At 43.5% G+C, this 22,769-nt stretch carries 24 protein-coding genes; 11 read left to right on the top strand and 13 right to left on the bottom strand.

All coding sequences use genetic code 11. The features are described 5' to 3' along the window. Positions 1-24 precede the first annotated feature (24 nt). Positions 25-765 carry a MerR family transcriptional regulator gene (locus D4T97_RS12025; RefSeq protein ID WP_126050972.1) on the bottom strand — a complete coding sequence of 247 codons (741 nt, stop codon included), beginning with the start codon at positions 763-765 and terminating at the stop codon, positions 25-27. 156 nt (positions 766-921) lie between these two features. On the opposite strand from D4T97_RS12025, the gene D4T97_RS12020 reads away from it, so the two are divergent. The 4 genes from D4T97_RS12020 to D4T97_RS20530 are packed head-to-tail and all read left to right on the top strand — an operon-like array spanning position 922 to position 4,950. Further along, positions 922-2,466: a spore germination protein gene (locus tag D4T97_RS12020; RefSeq protein ID WP_126050971.1), complete on the top strand. Its 1,545-nt coding sequence runs from the start codon at positions 922-924 to the stop codon at positions 2,464-2,466. After that, complete coding sequence (locus D4T97_RS12015; RefSeq protein ID WP_126050970.1) at positions 2,463-3,554, top strand: GerAB/ArcD/ProY family transporter; 1,092 nt, start codon at positions 2,463-2,465, stop codon at positions 3,552-3,554. Before D4T97_RS12020 ends, D4T97_RS12015 begins: the two co-directional genes overlap by 4 nt. After that, the gene (locus tag D4T97_RS12010; protein ID WP_235872232.1) at positions 3,551-4,783 is read left to right on the top strand and encodes a Ger(x)C family spore germination protein; all 1,233 of its coding nucleotides are present in this window, start codon (positions 3,551-3,553) and stop codon (positions 4,781-4,783) included. The genes D4T97_RS12015 and D4T97_RS12010 overlap by 4 nt, the downstream gene beginning before the upstream one ends. Positions 4,784-4,788: 5 nt before the next feature. Continuing rightward, entirely contained in the window at positions 4,789-4,950 is a 162-nt protein-coding gene (locus D4T97_RS20530; protein ID WP_164525555.1) for a hypothetical protein, read from the top strand. 82 nt (positions 4,951-5,032) lie between these two features. Here D4T97_RS20530 and pdxR read toward each other — a convergent pair whose 3' ends face one another. Then, positions 5,033-6,448: a MocR-like pyridoxine biosynthesis transcription factor PdxR gene (gene pdxR / locus D4T97_RS12005; protein ID WP_126050969.1), complete on the bottom strand. Its 1,416-nt coding sequence runs from the start codon at positions 6,446-6,448 to the stop codon at positions 5,033-5,035. Positions 6,449-6,556: 108 nt separating this feature from the next. On the opposite strand from pdxR, the gene D4T97_RS12000 reads away from it, so the two are divergent. Next, positions 6,557-7,000, top strand: coding sequence for a GNAT family N-acetyltransferase (locus D4T97_RS12000; protein WP_206435563.1), 444 nt, complete (start codon positions 6,557-6,559; stop codon positions 6,998-7,000). A gap of 288 nt (positions 7,001-7,288) precedes the next feature. Here the strand turns inward: D4T97_RS12000 and D4T97_RS11995 are convergent, their stop codons facing one another. Further along, positions 7,289-7,753, bottom strand: a complete 465-nt coding sequence (locus D4T97_RS11995) for a Rossmann-fold NAD(P)-binding domain-containing protein (protein WP_235872231.1) — start codon at positions 7,751-7,753, stop codon at positions 7,289-7,291. Between the two features lie 229 nt (positions 7,754-7,982). Between D4T97_RS11995 and D4T97_RS21100 the strand changes: the two genes are divergently transcribed. From D4T97_RS21100 to D4T97_RS11980, 4 genes are all read left to right on the top strand, one after another. Then, positions 7,983-8,063 carry a putative holin-like toxin gene (locus D4T97_RS21100; RefSeq protein ID WP_373315280.1) on the top strand — a complete coding sequence of 27 codons (81 nt, stop codon included), beginning with the start codon at positions 7,983-7,985 and terminating at the stop codon, positions 8,061-8,063. 505 nt (positions 8,064-8,568) lie between these two features. After that, the gene (locus tag D4T97_RS11990) at positions 8,569-9,294 is read left to right on the top strand and encodes an ABC transporter ATP-binding protein (RefSeq protein ID WP_126050968.1); all 726 of its coding nucleotides are present in this window, start codon (positions 8,569-8,571) and stop codon (positions 9,292-9,294) included. Next, positions 9,291-10,319, top strand: coding sequence for an ABC transporter permease (locus D4T97_RS11985; RefSeq protein ID WP_126050967.1), 1,029 nt, complete (start codon positions 9,291-9,293; stop codon positions 10,317-10,319). The genes D4T97_RS11990 and D4T97_RS11985 overlap by 4 nt, the downstream gene beginning before the upstream one ends. A 13-nt stretch (positions 10,320-10,332) precedes the next feature. Then, positions 10,333-10,980 carry a TetR/AcrR family transcriptional regulator gene (locus tag D4T97_RS11980; protein WP_126050966.1) on the top strand — a complete coding sequence of 216 codons (648 nt, stop codon included), beginning with the start codon at positions 10,333-10,335 and terminating at the stop codon, positions 10,978-10,980. Positions 10,981-11,489: 509 nt separating this feature from the next. On the opposite strand, the gene D4T97_RS11975 is transcribed toward D4T97_RS11980, so the two are convergent. Next, a complete protein-coding gene (locus tag D4T97_RS11975) occupies positions 11,490-12,275 on the bottom strand; it encodes a TIGR00266 family protein (RefSeq protein WP_126050965.1) in 786 nt (261 codons plus the stop codon). A 174-nt stretch (positions 12,276-12,449) separates the two neighbouring features. On the opposite strand from D4T97_RS11975, the gene D4T97_RS11970 reads away from it, so the two are divergent. Together D4T97_RS11970 and opuFB are read left to right on the top strand one after the other, a co-directional pair. Beyond that, complete coding sequence (locus D4T97_RS11970; RefSeq protein ID WP_126050964.1) at positions 12,450-13,400, top strand: ABC transporter ATP-binding protein; 951 nt, start codon at positions 12,450-12,452, stop codon at positions 13,398-13,400. Continuing rightward, on the top strand, positions 13,393-14,907 hold the full coding sequence (gene opuFB / locus D4T97_RS11965) for an osmoprotectant update ABC transporter permease/substrate-binding subunit OpuFB (protein ID WP_126050963.1): 1,515 nt from the start codon (positions 13,393-13,395) through the stop codon (positions 14,905-14,907). The genes D4T97_RS11970 and opuFB overlap by 8 nt, the downstream gene beginning before the upstream one ends. A 693-nt stretch (positions 14,908-15,600) precedes the next feature. Here the strand turns inward: opuFB and D4T97_RS11960 are convergent. The 9 genes from D4T97_RS11960 to D4T97_RS11915 form a co-directional block, all read right to left on the bottom strand. Then, on the bottom strand, positions 15,601-16,500 hold the full coding sequence (locus D4T97_RS11960; protein ID WP_126051005.1) for a DMT family transporter: 900 nt from the start codon (positions 16,498-16,500) through the stop codon (positions 15,601-15,603). A 718-nt stretch (positions 16,501-17,218) separates the two neighbouring features. Then, positions 17,219-17,698, bottom strand: a complete 480-nt coding sequence (locus D4T97_RS11950) for a hypothetical protein (protein ID WP_126050961.1) — start codon at positions 17,696-17,698, stop codon at positions 17,219-17,221. A gap of 88 nt (positions 17,699-17,786) precedes the next feature. After that, the gene (locus tag D4T97_RS11945; protein ID WP_126050960.1) at positions 17,787-18,611 is read right to left on the bottom strand and encodes an urease accessory protein UreD; all 825 of its coding nucleotides are present in this window, start codon (positions 18,609-18,611) and stop codon (positions 17,787-17,789) included. Between the two features lies 1 nt (position 18,612). Next, positions 18,613-19,224 (bottom strand): urease accessory protein UreG, encoded by a 612-nt coding sequence (ureG, locus tag D4T97_RS11940; protein WP_126050959.1) that lies wholly within the window; start codon positions 19,222-19,224, stop codon positions 18,613-18,615. Between the two features lie 37 nt (positions 19,225-19,261). Continuing rightward, a complete protein-coding gene (locus D4T97_RS11935) occupies positions 19,262-19,948 on the bottom strand; it encodes an urease accessory protein UreF (protein ID WP_126050958.1) in 687 nt (228 codons plus the stop codon). Then, complete coding sequence (gene ureE, locus D4T97_RS11930) at positions 19,941-20,396, bottom strand: urease accessory protein UreE (RefSeq protein WP_126050957.1); 456 nt, start codon at positions 20,394-20,396, stop codon at positions 19,941-19,943. Before ureE ends, D4T97_RS11935 begins: the two co-directional genes overlap by 8 nt. Before the next feature lie 11 nt (positions 20,397-20,407). Then, positions 20,408-22,123: an urease subunit alpha gene (gene ureC / locus D4T97_RS11925; RefSeq protein ID WP_126050956.1), complete on the bottom strand. Its 1,716-nt coding sequence runs from the start codon at positions 22,121-22,123 to the stop codon at positions 20,408-20,410. Further along, positions 22,120-22,443, bottom strand: a complete 324-nt coding sequence (locus D4T97_RS11920; protein WP_126050955.1) for an urease subunit beta — start codon at positions 22,441-22,443, stop codon at positions 22,120-22,122. The genes ureC and D4T97_RS11920 overlap by 4 nt, the downstream gene beginning before the upstream one ends. A gap of 17 nt (positions 22,444-22,460) precedes the next feature. Next, positions 22,461-22,763, bottom strand: a complete 303-nt coding sequence (locus D4T97_RS11915) for an urease subunit gamma (protein ID WP_126050954.1) — start codon at positions 22,761-22,763, stop codon at positions 22,461-22,463. Positions 22,764-22,769 lie beyond the last annotated feature (6 nt).

Genomic DNA, 22,769 nt, shown 5'->3' with positions numbered 1-22,769 from the left:
ACTTTCTTTATTATCGCTATAGGGTCAGCGAATCCGATCCGCAAACACTCCCATCGCCTCACACATGAACTGAGCCAATCCTTTTCCAAACTTGTCGATGTTCTTCGTGAACCGTTCATCAGCCACATACATCTGACCCAATCCTTTAAAGGCATCAAGCGAATAGCTCCCGAAGTTACTGTTTAAAAAGTCATACCACTCTTTGATGGCGGCCTGCGCCTCTTCCGAGGCTGGTGATTCCTGACGAAGGGCAGCCAATTCCCTATAAATGGCATTCATTTTTTCACCCATCGCCTTTTGCTCCTCTTCCGACATTCCCGCGAGCTTCGCGTTTGATTGATCGACAGCTTTATCTCCCCAGCGTTCGCGGGCCTCTTTTTCATAAGGGTTATGCCTGAAATCGAAGCCTTCGAATTTCTCTTCGTTTGACATGTGAATCTCTCCTTCGGCGTGTTGAATCGTTTTTTCAACTAGGTGGATCATTTGGTCAAGACGGGACCGCTTTTCCAGCAGCATTGTTCTTTGTAATATCAATGCTTCCTTCCTGTCAAATGACGGGCTGTTCAACACGTCTTTTATTTTCTTTAAAGGGAAGCCAAGCTCTCTGAAAAACAGGATCTGCTGCAAGGTTTCCAAGTCTACATCCGAATACTCGCGGTAACCGGATTCCGAGCGGCGTCCAGGTGACAAAAGACCGATTTCATCGTAGTGATGCAGCGTCCGGACGCTGATTCCAGTCAGCTCCGCAACCTCTTTGACTTTCATTGTATTGCCTCCCTCAAATAACAATATAAAGTATCACGCAGCGTGAGAGTCAAATGTTTTATTGCATTTCGGCGGTAAATTAAGCTGAATAAAAAAAGCGTATGAATTTAGCAATAAAGCAAAAAATGTCCATAGGTGCAATTGGAGGTTGTAATTATGGCTTTGTTCAAAAAGACAAAAAGTCCTACACAGGATAAGCAAGATAAGAAAGATTTTTTCACAACTGATTTGCTTGCTAATGTAAATAAGCTGAAGGAAGCCTTTTGTTATCCTGCCAACAATGCTCTGAAACTGCGCAATCTACATCTGCCTTGTTACAAAAAGGACATAACACTCCTTTTTGTTGAAGGAACAGTGGATACAAATCTGATTGATACTCATGTCGTAAAACCTTTGCTGGAGGAAAAAACCGATAGCTCGATACAAGAGTCAGCACTCATTACATCTTTAATAAAAAGTGTCCTGACAACTGCGAATGCCAAGGAAGTCAAAACAATACAGGATGCCGCAAAAGACATGGTGAACGGCAATACGGTGATTATAATTGAAAATTTGGATGCAGCTATATCTGTTGAAACGACTGGATTCGAAAAACGATCCATTGCTGAGCCGACCGCGGAGACCGTTATTAAAGGGCCAAAAGCCGCATTCATCGAATCGGCAGCGACAAACCGCTCTCTCATTCGAAACCTGATCAGGGACCCTAAGCTTATGACGGAGACTGTTACAATTGGTGAACGGGCTCCGCAGCCGGTGTCGGTTATGTATATGCAAGGACTGGCAGACTCTAAAACAATTGAGAAGGTAAAAAACAGGATTCAAGAGATCAAAACCGATATCGTTTTGACGCTTTCCAATCTGGAGCAACATATAGAGGAAAGACCGTACTCCATTTTCCCATCTACATTGACGACAGAGCGGCCTGACCGGGCTGCATCTTTTCTTATGGAAGGCCACATTGTATTGGTGATGGAAAATTCTCCGGATGTTTTAATTGTACCAGTTACTTTTTGGTCGTTATTTCATACAGTCGAAGACCAGTATTTACGCATGCCCTACGGTAACTTTATCCGGATGATCCGCTTATTGTCATTATTAATTGCTTTATTTACGCCTGCTCTTTATATAGCCATAACCACTTTTCACGCTGAAATGCTTCCGACCGATCTGATGCTCGCCATCGCTGCAACTAGAGAAAAGATGCCATTTCCAGTCATCATGGAGATTATTATTATGGAAGTTACGTTTGAGATCTTACGGGAGGCAGGCGTTCGTGTTCCGAGTACCCTGGGACCTACAATTGGGATCGTAGGTGCATTAATTCTCGGGCAAGCCGCTGTAGAGGCTAATATCGTCAGTCCGTCTCTTGTGATTGTAGTGGCGGTTACCGGCCTGGCTTCATTTACTATTCCAGATGTAAGCTTAAACATTGCTATCAGGATGTTACGCTTTGTTCTATTGTTAGCTGCTAACTTTTTAGGATTTTTCGGTATGTCCATCTTTTTGGGTTTTTTTATTGCTTATTTCGTTTCCATTAAATCGTTCGGTGTACCATTCTTTGCACCACTATCACCTCATTTCCCATCATCAAAGGATATGCTCATCAGACCCCCTGTCTGGAAACAATGGCTGCGTCCATTTTCGATGTCACCGAAGGATCAAACAAGGGCGTCTAAGCCGGAGGGGAATGCGGAATCATGATGAAAGCAGCAGATGGAAAAATTGGTACAAGAGAATTCTTTTCATTGGTTTTTCTATCGGTTGGAATAAAGGCGACAGATACAACGCCGAATATTTTATTTGATTTGGGGGAAAATGCTGCATGGATGATGCCGATTTTCTCTTCCTTTGTTATCGGTGTCCCTTTTTTTCTCTTATTATGGTTAATGAAAAAGCACGAAAAAGGATTAATTGAGCTTTTGTTCCATCTTTTTGGAAAGTATCTTGGGGGGTTCATTGGATTCATCTTGTTTTTGATTATTTTTAGCGGCATGGTCATTTACAGCCGCAGCTATATCGATATTGTAAATGTCATGTTTTACCCAAAAGCGCCTGTTCTATTGCTTTTGTTCCTATTGCTGGTTGCATGCAGCTTTTTAATAGCTAAACGCGGGTTAGAAGCGATTGGCAGAGCTGCCTGGTTTATTATTCCGATCACTTTTTTCATCTTGTTTCTTCTTGTCATCGCAGTTTTCCATGAAGTTAATTGGATGCAAATATTCCCGTTTGCAGGACCTGGATTCAAACAAGTGGTCACAGGAAGTGTTACGCATAGCTCTGTTTTGGGGAATATCATCTTGTTTGCTGCCCTGTTTCCTTTTGTTCGCTCATACAAAACATTTCGGCTGGCCTCGTTTTTAGGTTTGGGAGTTTCCTGCGTAACAATCACTTTATTTATTGCTATATATGTGATGGTCTTCGATTATCCTGAAATTATCAACATGGCTTATCCATACCAGCAATTGACTCGAATTGCTTCTCTAGGGGGAATTACCACCCACATTGAATCGTTATTTTTAGGGATTTGGATTCATGCAGCAGCCATCTATTTTGCCATTACGTTATATGTGTCCGCTTACTTTTTTTCCGGAGCACTGCGGCTGGATAAATTTGAACCGCTCTTGTTGCCTTTTGTAGGATTGGCTTTTCTGCTCGGCATCCAGCAGGATAATGTTTTCCACGTTACACAGGCTAGGAACATATTAATCGAATATAGCTCAGTGATATTGATTGTACTTCCTTTCTGTTTATGGATTGCAGATTTATGGAAGGGGCGGCTGAAAAAGTGAAGCCATTTAAATTTGTTTTATTAAGTATGATTCCATTCTTATTTCTTTCCGGGTGCTTTGGGAAAGCCGAATTGGAACAACAGGCTTATGTAGTTGTTCTTGGCCTCGATAAAGCTGATGACAATCTTGTTAAAGTCACTTTCCAAATTGCAAATCCCGAGGTTGGCTCAACAGGAGGCGGTGCGGCCCCCACTGAGCCTCCAAGCGATATCATTTCATTTACCGCATCAGACATCTTATCAGCCAAAGAGTTGGCAAACAGTGTTGTTCCAAGAAGGTTAGATTTTGGCCATTTACAAACCATTATCATTGGAGAAGAGTTAGCAAAAACAAAATTATTCCACCATATTATTGCCTCCTCCATTGTTGATCCAGAAATGAGGAGAGAAACAAATCTAATCGTCAGCAAAGAAAAGGCAAGTGACTTTATCCATGCAAATAAGCCGAAATTGGAGACACGCCCACATAAATTTTATGCCTTTATGAAGCAACGCTGGAGGGATACGGGATTTGCTCCTTACTCCAATTTAAACCGATACTTTCAACGCTTGTCCAGCGAACTCTTTTTATCCATTTATGCAACCACTGATAAAAATGAAACGGTTAGTAAGAACGAGGTGGATTATGAGCCAGGACAAATTCCGCAGAAATCCGGGGATCCCGTTCAAATGATTGGATCTGCTGTTTTCAAAAACGGAAAAATGGTTGGTTCATTAACCGGTAAGGAGACAAGAATCGCCTTATTTCTAAGGCACAAAGCTTTGAATCATACGTTTGTTGAATCATTTCCCGATCCTGTAAACGATAAATACCGTATTACATTGCGAATGACAAAACCTACTAAAACAAGGGTGAAAATCAATACGAAAAAAACGCCGGCTGAAGTCAAAGTGACAATCCCGATAAGACTGCAAGTTTTTTCCAACCCCAGTCTGGTCAATTACCCAACAAACCCAGCAAATCAAAAGAAGCTTAGAAAATCGATAAAAGAAAACTTGGAAAAGGAAACGATGGATTTCATTAAAAGAACGCAAGAAGAGTTTCAGAGCGAACCTTTTTTATGGTATTTAGAAGCACGGCGGACATTTTGGACAATGCCGGATTACAAAAATTATGATTGGGAAAAAAAGTATCAAACTGCTAAAGTGGACGTGAATTACGACGTAACCATCGAGAGCTTTGGAGAACAGCTAAAGCCGGCTGACATTGATAAACCAGGTAGGGACTGAATTAAATGTATTTTCTTTTAATCGGATTTTCATTATATTTGTCTTACTATACGATCAGATACGCCCGATTGGTTTGGAAAGATGAGAAAAATAAATTTGCGGGTGCTGTCATTGCACTGATGGCGGCTAGCTTTCCTGTACTGTCCGTCATGTTTTATTTAAAATGATCAATCTGGTGCAGTGATCCTTAAGTCTGGACTTTGCAATACGATATTTCTTCGCTTCCCAATAACAAAAAGAAAGGAAGCATTATTCCAATAGATAATAAGGTAGCCATACCTTATGAAGTTGCTCAATCCCATCGATAATCTGTTTTTCAGACAAACCGCCAAATCCCAGTAAAATGAGCGGAGTTCCCTGCTCCTGATCAGATATCCAGTTGGCCGTTGTGCTGTATACTTTTACCCCTGCTTCCTCTGCGATTTGAACCAGTTCATCGGCACTTTTTGCACTGTTCACCTGCATGGCAATATGTAACCCAGCGTTTTGCCCGGTGATTTCCACATTATCACCCATAACGCTTTTTATCGTATGAAGCAAAAGGTCATGCTTTTTCGCGTAAATCTTTCTCATTCTACGAATATGCCGCTGCCATTCACCGCTTTCCATAAATAGCTGCAATGACCTTTGATGAAGCCGTGACACGGTTTGATCATACACACTCATTTTTTTTTGATATCCATCCAATAGCCTTGTAGGAAGTACAAAATAGCTCATTCTTATGGCTGGCATCAATGATTTCGAAAAAGTTCCGGCATAAATGACATTACCGTGGGCATCCAGTCCCTGCAAGGAAGGAATGGGCTTTCCATGATAGCGGAATTCCCCGTCATAATCATCTTCGATAATCAATCCTCCATTTTCTTCCGCCCATTGTAAAAGTTTGATCCGCTTAGTAATTGGCATAACCATTCCTAGCGGGTATTGATGTGAAGGAGTGATGTAGACCACTTTTGCGCCGCTTTTTTCCAATTCCTCAAGATTGATTCCGTCATCCTCTAGTTTGATAGGAACGACTTCGAAACCCAGTTCCTGAAAAACATGACGAACTCCCTGGTACCCCGGTTCTTCCATAGCAATCTTTTTCCCATCCGTTCCGATTAACTGGCATAGCAGCCTCACGGTTGTTTGTGTTCCGGCACTCATGACAATTTGCTCTGCTGTGCAGTTCACCGCTCGTGCCTGACGAAGGTAATCACTTAATGCCGAGCGGAGGCCAATCTCACCTCGTTTATCCCCGTATGAAAGGAAATCCTGGTCCAGGCTTTGATTCATGCACGTTTTCCATTTGTCAAAAGGAAAATGATTCACATCAGTGCCTGACAAATAAAAATCTATTAAAATCTCTTTTTCGCTAGAAAAGTGATTTTTAACAGACGGCGGCTGCGATAGATGAGGAAGATTTCCGAATGGCTCGTTTTCAATTTCAACCACAAAATATCCGCTTCGCTCTATGCTTTCGATGTAACCTTCCGCTAGGAGCTGCTGGTATGCTGTCTGAATGGTTGTTTTGCTAACATGCAAATCATCGGCAAGTTCACGGATGGAAGGAAGGCGCTTGAAGGAAGGGATTCCTCCTGACTGAATTTCCTCCTTGAAGTAGTGATAGAGCTGTAAATACAACGGTTCATTTGATTGACTATCCAATTGTGGACATATATCCATGAAATTCACCCCAATTTTGTACTGGTCCAAATATATTAAACTGTATCTTTTTAAGTGTACAGATTTACTATAACCTTTTATTTATCACAATGAAATGGGGGAATTTATATGTCTGTGAATGTTAGGGCTGCTCAAGCGAAGGATAGGGAAGAATTAACACCTCTTATGTATGAGTACATAGTGGACTTTTACCAAAGGCCAAGGCCGGCTATTGAAAAAGTTCATGCATTAATTGACATGCTGCTTGAAAAAGAAAAAGGGATTCAGTTTGTAGCCGAGAAGGATGGAAAGCTGGTTGGCTTTGCTACCTTGTATTTTACTTTCAGCACAACAAAAGCCGAAAAAATAACAGTCATGAATGATTTATATGTCATTGAAGAGGAAAGAGGAACGGGTGTGGCCCAAAAGTTGTTTAAAGCCTGCGAGAACCACTCTAAAGAAAACGGCTATGCCCATATGGCGTGGGTGACGGCTCAGGACAACCGCCGTGCGCAGCGCTTTTATGAAAAAATGGGAGGCAGCGTTGCCGACTGGTTGAGTTACACGATATGAAAAAGGGAGGCTGCCGCGGATTGCGGAGGCAGCCTCCCATGAAAGTATCTTTTAGTCTAGCTCTTCGCTCAGTCCTTCAAGGTCACAAGCCAGCAAAGAAGACGATGTTCCTGGCAGCACAGCTTTTTTTTCGAGGAAGGCTTGGAACATCAAAGCAAAGCTGCACGAGGAAGACTCAGGGCAGCTTCACATGATGGGATTGAAGTGAGCTGCTTCCCTGTGGTGGCTGAAGAACTGCCTCCTCGGGGATTGTCTTGTGCTTGTCGGGGCTGATCAAGGCTTTTGTTCTTAAGGCCGCAATTCCCAAGGCTCTACAGTTCCCACGATATGAAGAGCCTTATCATTTTGAATACTTTCAATGACACCGTCCGATATTTCTTTGTGAGTCAGCCATCGGGAAAGGCCATTTTCAATGACAAATCCCAACAGCACTTGCCGATAACGGCATCCGGTTGGTACTTCAACTTCCTCGACAGCCTTTTTCAGATCTGTACTGCTGCCCAATAGATTAAAGAGCCTCCATTTGTCTTCACAGCTTTTTGAAATTTCCTCTGCAATGATGGACAAAGCATTTTTTCCGACTGAATGGATCCAGGCCACAACTAATTTAATTTCCCCATTTTCACGAATGATCCGGTTTATCTCGCTGCGAAGGTCCGTTTCGCTACAATAGTCTACGAACAAAGGCGTAATGGCGGAAGGAATCTCCGACTCGCCAATCAATTTTTTCCATGCGATCCCGGTTTCTTGCAACTATAGACACTCGGTAATTTTGCTGAACAAGCCAGTGGGTCACCCCTGACAACATTCCCGTTCCGCCGATGACAAGAACATGCTCCAACCTACTCACCTCCTCGTTCTAAAGTAACAAAATAAAAACATATGTTCGCATTTGTTGAAAAAATGGTATAATATAAGAACAATAGAACAGGTTTCTCAAGGGCGGTCTGTGCACACTTCTCGCAAGGAGGGAGGTGGTGCCATGACAGTATACGAATCTATCACGTCCATGATTGGGTTTGCCGTTTTGATTGTGGCGATTCTGTCATTTAAAAAAGACTAAAGCCGCCTTTGAGATGACCCTCCAGGCGGCTTTAGTACACAGTAAAGAAAGTATAGGAGTAGACCAATTATTCTATTCAAACAGAATAAGTTATGTCTAGCTTCGACGGACAGGAGGTCCTAGTGCCACCGAAGCCACAGGATGTGGCGTCCTGAGGCGGCCAGGCGCCATCGGCTCGAGGTCACAAGTCAAATTGCTGTGGTGGCTGAAGAGCTGCCTCCTCGCAATTCGCCTTGTGCTTGTCGCCGATAGTCCGGCGCCTTCCGCTTTTCTAAACTTCGTGCTGATCCCCGGTGGGACCTGCTATTGTACAGATCGTTTCGGTGTTCGCAGCACCGAAACGGTCATTCTGATCTTATGATGCTTCTCCCCTCATTATACCCCAATACCTGTTAAGTGAAAATACCTCAAAGGCACGGGAATCTGATTTTGTCAGTTCTATTTTTGTAAAATTCATTTATAATAAAAAGTGAGTAATCACTCATATGGAGGAGGAGTGAAAAAATTGAATGATTCCTGTGTTTCAATCCGCGGCGTCTCTAAAAATTTTGGAGCGGTGGAAGTTCTTAAGAATATTAACCTAGAGATTCAACAAGGTGAAATTTTTGGCCTGCTCGGACCTTCGGGAGCAGGGAAAACGACTTTGGTCAAAGAACTTGCGGGACTGGATGTTCCCTCAGCGGGTGAAATTGAAGTTTTTCAAGAGAGGATGCCTGCCCTGCATCTGATTGAAAAACTGGGATACATGGCTCAGTCGGATGCGCTCTATATGGATCTGAGCGCCAGGGAAAACCTTGAGTTTTTTGCGGCATTATACGGTTTAAAGAAAAAAGAACGTAAACAAAGAATCGTGGAAGTGATGGAGCTTGTTCAACTGAGCGACCACCTGGGAAAACAGGTATCAAATTATTCCGGAGGAATGAAAAGGCGACTTTCTTTGGCGATAGCTCTATTGCACCAGCCTGAGTTATTAATATTGGATGAGCCGACTGTCGGTATCGATCCCGTCCTTCGAAAAAGTGTCTGGGAAGCCTTCCATCAGTTGAAGGATGAAGGGAAGACGCTGATTGTAACGACTCATGTCATGGACGAAGCGGAGAAATGCGACCGCTTGGGATTGATGCGTGAGGGTAGGCTTATTGCCGTCGGCACTCCAGAGGAGTTGAAGCAAGAAACGCATTCAAATTCGATAGAAGAAGCTTTTCTTGTATACGGAGGTGCAGCCACATGAGAGTCATGGCTTTGGTAAAAAGAATTTTGCAGCAAATCGGAAGAGATAAGAGGACGCTCGGTCTTTTAGTTTTTGCACCCATTCTTGTTTTAACGATGCTCCATCTAGTTTTTAACGGAGATGATTACACGCCAAAAATAGGACTGGTGAATGTGCCTGAACAAGTCAAGGGTAAAATGGACCTTGAAGGTGCCGAGACTACCGAGTTAAAAAAAGAGGTGAAGGCCAAAGAGCTTGTTTCAACGCACGAATTGGACGGTTACCTTGTGTTCGATCAGATGACCCCATCCGTATATCTTGAAGGCAGCGACCCGCTCGTCAATGGAGCGGTGATGAAATGGCTGCAATCGGCATTCAAACCAATGCAAGGCCAAAGCGGAGCGGCAGACATGGATATCCACTACTTGCACGGTTCGTCCGACATGAGCCAATTCGATTATTTTGGCCCTGTCCTTCTTGGGTTTTTCGTATTTTTCTTTGTGTTCCTTATTGCAGGAGTATCTTTTATTAGAGAAAGGACGACGGGAACACTTGAGCGCCTGTTATCAACGCCGCTTCGCAAATGGGAAATTGTGTTAGGGTATGTCGCGGGTTTCGGCCTGTTTACCCTTGTTCAGGCAACGATAATCGCTGCCTACAGCATTTACGTACTTGGCATGCTAATGGAAGGTTCGTTCTGGCATCTGCTGTTGATCATCCTGCTTTTATCATTCACGGCTTTAACCCTCGGAATTTTACTATCGTCATTTGCAAACAATGAGCTGCAAATGATTCAGTTCATTCCAATTGTTGTTGTTCCTCAAATTTTTTTCTCAGGGTTGTTCAATCTGGAGACGATTTCGGGCTGGGTGAGCTGGGTTGGTCCGATGACACCCTTATACTATGCCGCAGATGCTTTAAGGGATGTAATGGTCAGGGGGCAGGGCATGGATGAAATCATTTTTGATTTACTCGTCCTGTTCGGGTTTGGGTTATTATTCATGATACTGAATATCGCAGCTCTCAGAAAATATCGAAAAATATAGCGAGGGGTTTCTTATGTTCGAGCAAAATCAACTATTGGAGGAACTACATTTTGAAGGGGAGGAATTTACTCCGAAGCAGAAAAAAATTGTTGCTGCAGCCATTGAAATTTTTGCAGAAAAAGGCTATGCCGCCACATCGACAAGCGAAATCGCAAAGAAAGCTGGCGTAGCGGAAGGAACAATTTTCCGTCATTATAAAACAAAAAAGGAACTGCTTTTATCCATTGTGGCACCGATGATGGCCAAAATGATTGCCCCTTTTGTCATCAAAGATATTAATCGTGTGTTGGATAAAGACCATGATACTTTGGAAGATTTCCTTAAGGAAATGATTAAAAACAGGGCAGCTTTTATGGAGAAAAATATGCTGCTTTTTAGGATTGTCGTACAGGAGCTTCCTTTTCAAAAAGAATTACAGGCGCAATTCAAGGAGCATATCGTGGCCAAGGTTTACAAACGGATGGAGCGGATTGTCGAGCATTACCAGCAAAATGGAGAAGTCGTTGAAATGCCAACAAAAACGGTAATTCGCCTGTTCCTTTCAACGATTTTCGGGCATTTGATGGCACGCTTTTTCATTCTGTCTCCTGATGAGTGGAATGATGAAGAGGAGATGGAAAGAACGGTTCAGTTTTTAGTAAGAGGATTGAGGCCATGGTAGCTTATATTGTGAACAAAAACACACCTAAAAACTGGCGACCTCCTTTTGGAGCTCTGAGCCATATTCATTCATGCGTACCTCGAAGGGACGAGGAGACAGATGCGTTCATAGTGACCGGGTGAGCGGGATAAACCATCTTTGGGTCACCATGACTGCTTCATGGTGACCGTAAAAGCGAAAAAGCGTATCACATAGTCACCATGGAGAGTTCATAGTGACCGTAAAGGTGAAAAAGCGACCCGCATGGTCATCATGGAGGGCTTATAGTGACTGGGTAAGCGGAAAAATTCATCTTGCGGTCACCATGACTGCTTTTTTAGATAGAAACTTGATTAAATGTCGCATAGATACCAGTTCGCTTCATATGAAGCTGAAATCAGTCACCAATGGTCGCTTTTGTTTAATCGGATCAGTTTAAAAAGTAAAAACTGTCCGGAGAAATCATTACAGACGACTTTTCGGACAGTTTTCTTAAAATATTTGAATACAAAGTGAGAGGTTCTCCGTGATTATCTATCACTGAACATATTAAACAATCCGCCAATTCCGCCTTCATCCTTCGAGCCTCCGCCTGCAGGCATTGCTGCAAATACGCGGCTGGCCAGCCTGCTGAACGGAAGCGACTGGACCCATACAGTTCCCGGTCCGCGTAACGTCGCAAAGAAAAGCCCTTCTCCGCCGAATAGCGCCGTTTTCACTCCCCGGACGAATTCAATATCGTAATCTACGTCCCGTGTCATGGCCACTAGGCATCCTGTATCTATTTTTAGGACTTCTCCAGGCTCCAGTGTTTTTTGATGAATCGTTCCTCCGGCATGGACAAACGCCAATCCATCGCCTTCCAGCTTTTGCATGATGAAGCCTTCACCGCCGAAGAAGCCTGTCCCCATTTTGCGCTGAAACTCGACTCCAACCGCAACGCCTTTTGCCGCGCATAAAAAAGCATCCTTTTGACAGATGATCTTTCCATTCAGTTCACTTAAATCCATCGGAATGATTTTTCCTGGATAAGGCGAAGCAAATGAAACGTGCTTCTTTCCACTGCCTTCATTTGTAAACATCGTCATAAACAAGCTTTCGCCAGTCAGCACCCGTTTTCCAGCGCCAATCAGCTTGTCCATCAGCCCGCCGCCTTTAGAAGAACCGTCTCCAAACACTGTTTCCATATGAATGTGGTCGTCCATCATCATCAGACTGCCGGCTTCCGCAACAACTGTTTCACCCGGATCCAATTCCACCTCTACAAACTGCATGTCATCTCCAAAAATTTGATAGTCAATTTCGTGATTATTCATTTTTTTTCACCATCCTTTATGCAATGTACGGATAGACTAGGCCATTGGATTCAAAAACTTTCTAAAGGGGTCAGACCCCCAAAAAAAATATTTAAAAACCATAGTATTTGATTTTTCTTCCGCCAATTGGGACAATTAACGCTATTATTAGGTCGGACAAAAAGGAGGAAACCCATGATAAAATTCGATAGAGTTTCTAAGTTATATGATGATCGGACAAAAGCCGTTGACCAACTTGATCTACATATTCAAGACAATGAGTTTTTCGTGTTGATCGGTCCGAGCGGCTGCGGGAAAACAACGACACTGAAAATGATCAACCGTTTGATTGACGCGTCTGATGGCACTATTCTTATTGAGGATAAAAAAATCACTGATTACGATATACATGAATTACGATGGAATATTGGATACGTCCTCCAACAGATTGCACTTTTTCCTCATATGACGATTGCAGAAAACATCGCCATTGTACCGGAGTTGAAAAAGTGGAGCAGGAAAAAGGTCCATGACAGGGTCGATGAACTGCTGGACATGGTCGGATTGGATCCGGCTGTTTATCGGGATCGGAAGCCGGGAGAGCTTTCGGGAGGCCAGCAGCAGCGCATCGGAGTTGCCCGCGCGTTGGCCGCTGATCCGCGGATTATTTTGATGGATGAGCCATTCAGCGCCCTCGATCCGATCAGCCGGGAAAAGCTGCAGAACGATATGCTGCATCTGAAGCGGACGATTAATAAGACGATCGTTTTTGTGACTCATGATATCCGTGAAGCTTTTAAGCTTGGGGACAGAATCTGCATTATGAAAGAGGGAAGGGCTCTGCAGGTTGGAACTCCGGATGAAATCTTACAAGGGCCTGCAACCCCTTTTGTTCGAGAGTTTGTTGGTGCACATAAGCAGGAGGAAGGAATCGACCTTGAGGCAATTATCCTTCCTTTGGACGGGTCCGGCGCATTACACTGTATTCCTGCAGATGCATCACTGTCTGAAGTTCTTGACATCTTGTCAAAGCATGAACGGGTTCTTGTGGAAAAAGCCGGGATTCCGATAGGCCAGATAGACAGGCGCACAATCATTGAATATATGGCAAGCCATATGGATGAAAGAGGCCGGGAAAATGAGTAGTTTCATGAAGGTTTTTCAAGATAGAAAAGAAGAATTGGTTTCGGCACTGCTTGAGCATATCGAGTTGTCATTCATTGCGCTCTTTTTTGCTGTCTTAATAGCGATTCCACTCGGCATTTTTTTAACAAGGAAGAAAAAGGCAGCTGAAAGCATCATCGGCATTACGGCTATTCTGCAGACGATTCCATCGCTTGCATTGCTGGGTCTGTTGATTCCGCTCCTTGGAATTGGAAAAGTTCCGGCAATTATCGCACTTGTTGTATATGCACTGCTGCCCATCTTGCGTAACACGTATACGGGCATCAAAGAGGTCGATTCGTCTTTAACGGAAGCTGCTCGGGCAATGGGAATGAACGGACGCCAGCAGCTGATGAAAGTTGAACTCCCGCTGGCAATGCCTGTCATCATGGCAGGAATCCGGACAGGAATGGTGCTCATTGTCGGTACGGCTACCCTTGCCGCACTGATTGGAGCAGGTGGTCTGGGAGATATCATTTTGCTTGGGATCGATCGGAATAATTCGGCCCTTATCGTGCTTGGTGCGGTTCCCGCTGCTCTTTTGGCTATTTTATTTGACCTCCTTCTTCGAAAGTTTGAGCATCTTTCTTTTAAAAAATCAGCCGGCATGGTAGGCGTAATCGCCATTGCTGCTTTGCTGATCATCGTCATCCCTTTTGCTGCAGGAGGCAAGAAAAACGAACTGGTCATTGCAGGGAAGCTTGGTTCCGAGCCTGAAATATTGATTAACATGTACAAAGTGTTGATTGAGGAGAATACTGATCTCCAAGTTGAACTGAAGCCAGGCCTTGGAAAAACATCTTTTTTATTTAATGCGTTGACAAGCAAAAGCATCGATATTTATCCGGAATTTACTGGAACGGCCATCTCGGAATTTTTAAAAGAGACGGCTGTCAGTACAGATCGGAAAGAAGTATATGAGCAGGCGAGAAAAGGCATGTTGGATGAATTCGATCTCGTACTGCTGGAACCAATGCAATTCAATAATACGTACGCATTAGCGGTGCCTGAGGGGCTAGCGAAGAAATACGGGATTTCCACTATCTCGGACTTGGCCCCCGTTTCCGGTAAAATCAAAGCCGGCTTCACGTTGGAATTCTCCGACCGTGAGGACGGGTATCTAGGAATTCAAAAGCTGTACGGATTGGCGTTTCCTTCGATGAAAACGATGGAGCCGAAGCTGCGTTATGGCGCAATCGAATCCGGAGATATCAATCTGATTGATGCTTACTCGACGGACAGCGAAATCGAGCATTACAAGCTTGTTGTTTTGGAAGACGATAAGAACCTTTTCCCCCCGTACCAGGGCGCACCGCTCATGAGAAAAGAAACTGCCGAACAATTTCCTGAAGCTGTAGAAGCCTTGAATCTGTTGGCAGGCCAAATTACGGATGACGAGATGCGTGAAATGAATTATCAAGTAAATGTGAACGGCGTACCGCCGGAAAAAGTGGCGAAGGAATACTTAAAAAAAGCGGGGCTTTATTGAAAGAGAGCAACACGTAATAAATCAGGCATTTAAATTGCAGAACAGAAAGTCTCAAAAGGCTGAATTCTAACAAATCCCCCCTCACTGATCAGGTATCAAGCAAGGTATTAAATTAAATAAAATATTCGCCGATAATGGATATCATCCCTCTTATTCAGGTTGCGCAGCCCTCCTCTTTGTATGAGGGCTTTTTTGTTTCAGAAGAAAAATGCTCGCTTTTACCAGACTCTCTGTCCAATCTAATTCGACAACCATCAATATATTATTAACAAGTCAGCTGGCTTTAATTGTAGTAAAGGAGGTGCGAAATATGTGCTTTGAAGATGATTTTGTAGGTGGAGAAAGGGAAAGACGCAGAAGAAGGTTAATTTGCGAGTGTTTCGAAGTAAGACGTGAGCGTGAGAGAGAGCGTGAGCGCGAGTTTGAGTGCATATGCAGGGAAGAGCGTAGACGTAGACATGACGATTGGTAGGTAACTGATCAGGGAAAAGAGAAACCCCTAAAGGTTTTGGGGGTTTCTCTTATTCTTATAATGGTTACCTCATCGAAAAGATGCATGGAGCATTATTGGGGATGTTTCACACGATGTGATAAATTCGGCCGCTTTGCCCCGTTGGCTAAGGAACCACCTTATCAAAGTTCGCCGTGAGTATTGCCTGGGACAGCACTGCTTGCGCTTTGCTCTAGAGTTCGTCATTCCCCTTCCCGCCAACGTGAGACCGCCAATCTATTTTTCATTTGGTATGTAGATAAGACGACGCCTCCTACGATGAACAAAGCTCCCCAGATTTCCGCTCCTGTGATCGGCTTGGCCAGCAAAATCAATCCTGTAACCATGGCGACAAAAGGTTCTAAGTTGGATAATATTGAAGCTTTTGAAGCGTCCACATATCTGATGTTATTGTTCCAAATAAGTGTTGCAACTCCGTGCACAATAACAGCTGTTCCAATGAGAAGGGTCCAATTGGAGAGGTCAAAGCTTACACGGATAGGATTGTCCAGTATAAACGCGAATGGAATAGCGATAATGAATCCGACGATATTCGAATATAAAGTGATAGTGAGCGGATCAAGCCTTTGAGAGAGCAGCCTTGTCATAATAATCATGATTGCAAACGTGATCATTGTAACAACAATCCACCATAAGCCTTTGTCAATGTACACAGATGACATTTTACCTTCCGTTACAACGAAATAGATACCGATAATTGCAACGATGGATCCGATTAACATGCGGAGTGTTATTTTTTCCTTTAAAAAAATGGCCGCCAAAAACCCTGTCAGAATAGGTGTTGTTGCTAAGATTAACGCAGATGTTGTAGGGTCGGCAGTTTGCAGCCCGGCAAAAAAAGACCATTGGTTGATAAATACCCCTATAATTCCTAGAAAAAGGAGTGCAAGTACATCTCCTCTATACAATTGTGTATTGTTTTTTCTACGAAAGGATAATCCAACTAAAAACATCACGATAAATAAAAGTCTGAGCATGGTTAACATAGCCGGGGAGAAACCTTGAACTAATATCTTTCCGAAAACAAAATTGCTGCCCCATACGACAACACAGAATGTAAGCCAAGCATAAGCCTTCAACATACTTTTCACCTTTTCTATTGCCAAAATTCCAACTGGTTAATTCTAACATGCTTTCTGGAATGCTCCTATCTCGCCATGTTGATCCATTAGGAAAAGTGGATGAAATCAACTGCTCAGTTAACCTCGCCTATCAAGGGGCTTCCGCAGGCGTGTACGACATCCAATTTTCACCGGTGGCCCTGGGCGGCCGCCGCCCGTAAGGTGGAAAAAAGGAGGCGTGATACTAGATGGAAGTGGTAGATTCCTTATCTGACAAGATTCCACCTTTAGCAGCAAAAGGATAAATGAATCACGCAAGGCTCTCCTTCCGGGACAGTTCTGCCCGTCTATTACTACTTCCCGACTACCAATCAGGTGGCCGTAGACATAGTGTTTTTTGTGTCGTATTACTTGGAATTTCCCAATAAGTATTCCGTCAGAATATATCTGCCCTGAAAGGTACGATGGTATTCATAACCGCATGGCATTGTTTTTTTTGCAGTTTCTACAAGAAGAGCATTTTTGTGACGGGTTTTCGCTTGATCACCTTGATGCCGAAGGCTTGCGCTTGCTATGCGATGAAATCGTGGGTACCATAGATTTGGCATATTGTGGAGTATTGAAGAATTGGATAAAACATGAAAATATGAGATGTGGGATTGATTCTATATATGAAAAGGAAGGCTTTCGACAAGCCTTCCTTCTTAATCTTGCATGAGTCTTCTTGTACCTACTAATTTCATTGTTCCTCTTGGATCTCTTTTTTTGCTACTTCTTCGTATATTTCCGATTCAATTGCCTCAACATGTTCATCTTCAAGCTTTTGTTTAGGGTGTGGATGGAACCATTGAATTTCACCTTCGGTCATGAAGGCCTTATATTCCTCACCATGCACTTTCAGAGTGAATTGCTTCCGCTCATGTGCTGTGTCTTCAAACGCCGACGTTATTTCCAAATCTTCTATTCCACTATCGGTAGCAATTCCGTACTTTCTCATTAATAAGTGGATTTTGGATTCAATGGCTTCCATTTGCTCTTCACCAAGCATTTGTTTAGGGTGGGGATGAAGCCATTGAATTTCATCCTCATGAAAGTGCCCTTTGTATTCGTCCCCTTCAATTTTAAGTGTAAAAGAGTACCGCTCGTGTACACGATTATCAAATACCGTATCCACTTCAAAATGTTCAATTTCAGGATTTTCGTTTTTATCTTCAGGCATGGGTGAGCCTCCTCCGGATATTGTTGGTTGCTTTCCCCTTGTTATGGTTGAGCTCAGGGGAGGTACTGTCCTAGAGTGAATTTTATGTTTAATATTTCCTTAAAGGACTTGGCGTGGTATTGTTCCACTTTTCGCTTATGATTCTGTGGCAATGGTTAAAAATACGCTCAATGAGTTGGGTCGAATTCGAAAGGACCCGAATGCTTAAGCCTGGGATGGCTAGTCTGGAAATTCCAAACTTAAAGTCTGCTTGTTCTGATTGGATCATTTCAAATAATTCATCAAGGAGGTCATTATCAGTATCTTCGCTGACCGCAATCATCGAGCCTAGATGAGTGTAGCCTTCCATGAAGCCTAGACCTGTCATCGAATTCTTCTCCGGAGCTAATTTGATATGATCAAAAACACCCAGTTTGCCGTCCAAATAGATTTCAGTTTTCAACTGAATCGTGTCATAGCTGAATTTTTCTCCGCTTGGTGACCATCCGGGGGTTAGAATGTCCGTATATAAAAATGTTGACCCCAATTCCAGATGAACAACATTCTTTTGCTTATAATGGGCATTTTCATAAGCGATCAGCGGGTCTGGAAGATATTCCAAATAACTCCCTTTTTTAAGGGAAATCTCTGTCTCCTGATATACATGATCGGTCGGTGTCTTATAGACCTTCGTCGCAGATTGCGTCGTCAAAGTCACTTTGGAGTTTTCATCAGCGAAAACTTTCATTCTATACCGATCACCGTCTAAATATCCGCCCCCAGGGTTTAATAGATAATAGCATACCTGTCCCGAGTCGTCATGGTAAATCGGTCGCATGACTTTAAAGGCACCTTTGAAATATACATTCTTGGCAACTGTTCTTCCGTTTCTGTTTTCCAGGTCTAAAGATAAATCGCCTGTCCAATCTGTCATATTATTCCAATCCTTTTAATAAAGCATGCTTCTTAATCCAGTCAATGACTTCGTCAAGGCCTTCTTCGTTCTTCAAGTTTGTAAAGACAAACGGTTTATCCCCGCGGAATACTTTTGTATCCTTCTCCATGATTTCAAGGCTGGCACCGACAAATGGAGCAAGGTCTGTCTTGTTTATGACGAATAAATCAGATTTGATCATTCCTTGTCCGCCCTTGCGGGGAATCTTTTCACCTTGTGCGACATCAATAATATAAATAGAAAAATCAACAAGCTCAGGGCTGAAAGTAGCTGCAAGATTGTCTCCGCCGCTTTCAACAAAAATGAGTTCCACGTCAGGATGGCGCTCTATTAACTCATCGATGGCCGCGAAGTTCATTGATGCATCTTCGCGAATGGCTGTATGAGGACAGCCGCCCGTTTCTACCCCGATGATCCGGTCGTCGGGGAGTACACCGTTTTGCATTAAAAATTTCGCATCTTCTTTTGTGTATATATCATTAGTGACAACCGCCATTTTTACTTCATCTTTCAGATGCCGGGTCAACTTCTCCACGAGCATTGTCTTACCTGCACCAACAGGGCCTCCAACCCCGATTTTAATTGGTTCCATTGAAACACTTCCTTTAATCTTTCTATTTCTGAAAAAATCAAGACATGAAAATACGAATATTGACTCGTTCATGTTTCATTTGAGATAATTCCAAACCTGGTGACACAATACCGAAGTCATCTTCGGTCAGCGTGAGTATTTTTTCAACCGCCTTTGTCAGTTCAGACATAAATTGATGTATGATCGTTTGTCCAGCCGTCTGGCCAAGTGGGATTGCACGTACCCCGTTCTGGACCAGGCTGGAAATAGCAGAATATAAATAGTAGAGTAATGTGTTACTTTTTGTTACTCCAAGGCCATGAGCGACCATTGAAAATACTATGGAAGGGTGGCCGGATGTATTTTTCTTCTTAATCTCTTCACTGTATTTGGTGAGAATCGGGAGGCCGAATAACGATTCGGCCATCTTAAGCATCCGGCTCCCGATCATTTGCGTTCCTTCCCGCGTTTCTCTCGGTAAATTTTGAACCATTAACAGTCGATCGAGTTCCCATATACGCTCATAATCTTCATTTGACAGAGCATCATACACGAGACTGCAGGCAAGTCCATCCGTATAGATGAGTTGCTCGTGCAAATACACCTGAAGCCACCGATAAAATGTCTCTTGGTCAGTCACCTGGTTCTCTTGGATATAACTTTCTAACCCGAAAGAGTGGCTGAAGGCGCCTGTTGGAAAATTTGAGTCGCATAACTGGAATAAAGACAGGATGTTTTTATCCATGGCTATGCCCTATATGACGAAATGCCTGCTTTACTTTCCTGTCTTCCCGTTTGAAAGGAATTTCAAGCTCCTGGAGTAGTTCTTCTACTAAATAATCATATTGAACGAGCATATCGTTGCCTTCAAACTGGGCCGGAAGGTGACGGTTTCCAAGTTGATGCGCGATTGTCCCCATCTCTTTGATGCTTCTGGGGCTAATGACGAGCAGGTCATCCGAAAGTACATCAATGACAATCAAATTTTTATCATCCATATATAGTACATCGCCGGCTAAAAGATCACGCGGCTCTTTCAAGCGGATTCCAAGCTCATTTCCATGATCTGTTTTTACCCGCTGGATTCTCTTCACCAAGTTGGCGCTCTCAAGGTATACCTTCTCCATATGGCGCTTGTTGATTTCGTCTTGATCCATGTCCTCTAAATTTCCGACAATCTTATCAATAATCAATTCTTTTCACCTCAGAATAGGAAATAACGCTGACCCATCGGAACAGTATCCACAGGGTCACATGTCAACAACTCGCCATCGACACGCACCTCATACGTTTGTGGATCAACCGTAATTTCAGGTGTTTCTGAATTTAGTTTCATATCCTTCTTGGATAGCTTACGGATTCCACCCACGGGATGAACAATTTTTTCAAGCCCCAGCTTTTCATGGACTCCGTCATCATAAGCAGCTTGAGAAATGAAAGTAACAGAGCTTTTTGGTAAAGCTTTTCCGAACTGTGCGTACATTGGACGGTAAATATACGGCTGCGGAGTCGGTATCGAAGCATTAGCATCTCCCATTAGTGCTTTTACTGCCAGTCCGTTCTTAAGAATCATTTCAGGCTTTACTCCGAAAAATTTCGGTGACCAAAGGACTAGGTCGGCCATTTTCCCGACTTCAATTGAGCCGACATGGTCGGAAATTCCATGTGTAATTGCAGGGTTAATTGTATATTTTGCGATATATCGCTTGGCACGGTTGTTATCTGCATGTTGGCTGTCTCCTTGGAGAAGGCCTCTTTGTTTTTTCATTTTGTCAGCGACTTGCCAAGTACGCAAAATAACCTCTCCGACACGTCCCATTGCCTGTGAATCGGAGCTGACCATGCTGAACACACCCATGTCTTGAAGGATATCTTCAGCTGCAATTGTTTCTCTTCTAATTCTGGAGTCTGCAAAAGCGATGTCCTCCGGAACAGAAGGATTTAAGTTATGGCAAACCATCACCATATCGAGATGTTCGTCAATTGTGTTTACGGTATATGGAAGGGTAGGGTTTGTTGATGAAGGGAGAATATTTAAATATCCCGCTGATTTGATTAGGTCGGGGGCATGTCCTCCGCCTGCGCCTTCCGTATGATACATGTGAAGAACTCTGTCTTTCACCGCAGCCATGGTATGCTCCATAAAGCCGTTCTCATTTAACGTATCTGCGTGGAGGGCAACTTGAATATCATATTTGTCAGCTGCACGTAGTGCGTAGTCAAGGGACGAGGCGGTAGCTCCCCAGTCTTCATGCACTTTGATGCCGATCACACCAGCTTTTATTTGTTCCGCTAAAGGCTCCATTGCTGCAGCATGGCCTTTGCCTGTAAAGCCAACGTTTATCGGAAGACCTTCTGCCGCCATTAACATGCGGTGTATATTCCATTCACCCGGAGTGACTGTGGTCGCCCGCGATCCAGTTGCAGGGCCTGTGCCGCCACCGATCAATGTGGTTGTCCCTGCTGCAAGTGCCAGGGAAATCTGGTCAGGGTTCATAAAGTGAACATGCGTGTCAATGGCTCCCGCCGTAACGATAAAGCCCTCACCGGATATGATTTCTGTCGCAGCACCAATGATAATATCGACATTATCCGTAATAAGCGGGTTACCGGCTTTTCCAATCCCGGCAATCTTTCCGTCACGGATAGCAATATCAGCTTTATAAATCCCAGTGTAATCCAATATAACTGCATTAGTAATAACTGTATCTGCTACACCATCGTGTTCCCGGGTAGCTAGCGGATGCTGTCCCATGCCGTCGCGAATGACTTTCCCGCCGCCAAAAACAACTTCCTCTCCATATGTGGTATAGTCCTTTTCAATTTGAATGAATAAATCCGTATCTGCAAGTCGGACAGAGTCACCTGTCGTCGGACCGAACATTTCAGCATATTGTTTTCTGGACATGTTGAAACTCATGAGTCATCCCTACCTTCTAATGAGCCATCTACTTTGTTGTTAAACCCATATACACGGCGTTCTCCTGCAAAATTAATTAGATGGATCTCCTTTTCATCACCGGGTTCAAAGCGAACGGCGGCTCCTGCAGGAATATCTAACCGTTTTCCATAGGCTTCTTCTCTATTAAACTGAAGTGCTTCATTCACTTCGTAGAAATGATAATGTGAACCGACTTGAATGGGGCGGTCACCAGTATTCGTAACGGATATGGTAAATACTTCGCTGCCTTCATTACAAATAATTTCTTCTTCTTTTAAAATGTATTCGCCTGGCAACATATAGCGTTCCCTCCTGTTTATCGTATCGGACTGTGGACAGTCACTAATTTTGTCCCATCCGGAAAAGTCGCTTCAACTTGAATATCATCAATCATTTCAGGGATTCCTTCCATGACATCCTCCCGAGACAAAATCGTTGCGCCGTACTCCATCAGTTCGGCTACCGATTTTCCGTCCCTTGCCCCTTCCATGACTTCATAAGTGATAAGGGCTACAGCTTCGGGGTGATTTAATTTTAATCCCCTTTCCTTCCGGCGCTTTGCGAGATCGGCAGCAACAACGATCATAAGCTTGTCAATTTCCCTTGGCAATAAATGCATTACTAA

Origin of the sequence: Siminovitchia acidinfaciens, assembly GCF_003605385.1 — a bacterium.
Lineage (GTDB): Bacteria > Bacillota > Bacilli > Bacillales > Bacillaceae_C > Siminovitchia > Siminovitchia acidinfaciens.
Note: the sequence above shows the minus strand (reverse complement) of the source record. Positions and strands in the feature narration are given on the sequence as shown.

Excerpts from the sequence above, each read along its gene's own strand:
- D4T97_RS12025 (WP_126050972.1), bottom strand. The coding sequence starts at position 765 with ATGAAAGTCAAAGAGGTTGCGGAGCTGACTGGAATCAGCGTCCGGACG.
- D4T97_RS12020 (WP_126050971.1), top strand. The coding sequence starts at position 922 with ATGGCTTTGTTCAAAAAGACAAAAAGTCCTACACAGGATAAGCAAGAT.
- D4T97_RS12015 (WP_126050970.1), top strand. The coding sequence starts at position 2,463 with ATGATGAAAGCAGCAGATGGAAAAATTGGTACAAGAGAATTCTTTTCA.
- D4T97_RS20530 (WP_164525555.1), top strand. The coding sequence starts at position 4,789 with ATGTATTTTCTTTTAATCGGATTTTCATTATATTTGTCTTACTATACG.
- pdxR (WP_126050969.1), bottom strand. The coding sequence starts at position 6,448 with ATGGATATATGTCCACAATTGGATAGTCAATCAAATGAACCGTTGTAT.
- D4T97_RS12000 (WP_206435563.1), top strand. The coding sequence starts at position 6,557 with ATGTCTGTGAATGTTAGGGCTGCTCAAGCGAAGGATAGGGAAGAATTA.
- D4T97_RS21100 (WP_373315280.1), top strand. The coding sequence starts at position 7,983 with ATGACAGTATACGAATCTATCACGTCCATGATTGGGTTTGCCGTTTTG.
- D4T97_RS11985 (WP_126050967.1), top strand. The coding sequence starts at position 9,291 with ATGAGAGTCATGGCTTTGGTAAAAAGAATTTTGCAGCAAATCGGAAGA.
- D4T97_RS11980 (WP_126050966.1), top strand. The coding sequence starts at position 10,333 with ATGTTCGAGCAAAATCAACTATTGGAGGAACTACATTTTGAAGGGGAG.
- D4T97_RS11975 (WP_126050965.1), bottom strand. The coding sequence starts at position 12,275 with ATGAATAATCACGAAATTGACTATCAAATTTTTGGAGATGACATGCAG.
- D4T97_RS11970 (WP_126050964.1), top strand. The coding sequence starts at position 12,450 with ATGATAAAATTCGATAGAGTTTCTAAGTTATATGATGATCGGACAAAA.
- opuFB (WP_126050963.1), top strand. The coding sequence starts at position 13,393 with ATGAGTAGTTTCATGAAGGTTTTTCAAGATAGAAAAGAAGAATTGGTT.
- D4T97_RS11960 (WP_126051005.1), bottom strand. The coding sequence starts at position 16,500 with ATGTTGAAGGCTTATGCTTGGCTTACATTCTGTGTTGTCGTATGGGGC.
- D4T97_RS11950 (WP_126050961.1), bottom strand. The coding sequence starts at position 17,698 with ATGCCTGAAGATAAAAACGAAAATCCTGAAATTGAACATTTTGAAGTG.
- D4T97_RS11945 (WP_126050960.1), bottom strand. The coding sequence starts at position 18,611 with ATGACAGATTGGACAGGCGATTTATCTTTAGACCTGGAAAACAGAAAC.
- ureG (WP_126050959.1), bottom strand. The coding sequence starts at position 19,224 with ATGGAACCAATTAAAATCGGGGTTGGAGGCCCTGTTGGTGCAGGTAAG.
- D4T97_RS11935 (WP_126050958.1), bottom strand. The coding sequence starts at position 19,948 with ATGGATAAAAACATCCTGTCTTTATTCCAGTTATGCGACTCAAATTTT.
- ureC (WP_126050956.1), bottom strand. The coding sequence starts at position 22,123 with ATGAGTTTCAACATGTCCAGAAAACAATATGCTGAAATGTTCGGTCCG.
- D4T97_RS11920 (WP_126050955.1), bottom strand. The coding sequence starts at position 22,443 with ATGTTGCCAGGCGAATACATTTTAAAAGAAGAAGAAATTATTTGTAAT.
- D4T97_RS11915 (WP_126050954.1), bottom strand. The coding sequence starts at position 22,763 with ATGCATTTATTGCCAAGGGAAATTGACAAGCTTATGATCGTTGTTGCT.